Below are 262 nucleotides of genomic sequence, written 5' to 3' on the forward strand. Positions count from 1 at the left end.
GTACAGCTTCGCCGTGGTCGACATCAGCGCCGGTGCGACCTTCACCATCCCCGAGCACGGCGATCGCTACGTGTCGGCGATGGTCGTCAACGAGCACCACTACATCGACGCGATCTTCCATGACGCGGGCGAGCATCGCCTCACCGTCGAGCAGTTCGGCACGCCTCATGTGGTGCTGGCGATCCGCACGCTGGTTGACCCCGCGGACGAGGCTGACCTCGCCCAGGTCGCGGCGCTGCAGGATCAGATCCGGCTCGACAGC

At 66.4% G+C, this 262-nt stretch carries 1 protein-coding gene; it reads left to right on the forward strand.

Annotation, left to right across the window (positions count from 1 at the left end; translation table 11 throughout):
• Window positions 1-262 (forward strand): hypothetical protein (locus tag SB658_RS24945; protein ID WP_410603096.1); only part of this gene is annotated, 262 nt, incomplete at both ends.

This window comes from Bacillus sp. SIMBA_008, from assembly GCF_046535495.1.
GTDB lineage: Bacteria > Bacillota > Bacilli > Bacillales > Bacillaceae > Bacillus > Bacillus subtilis.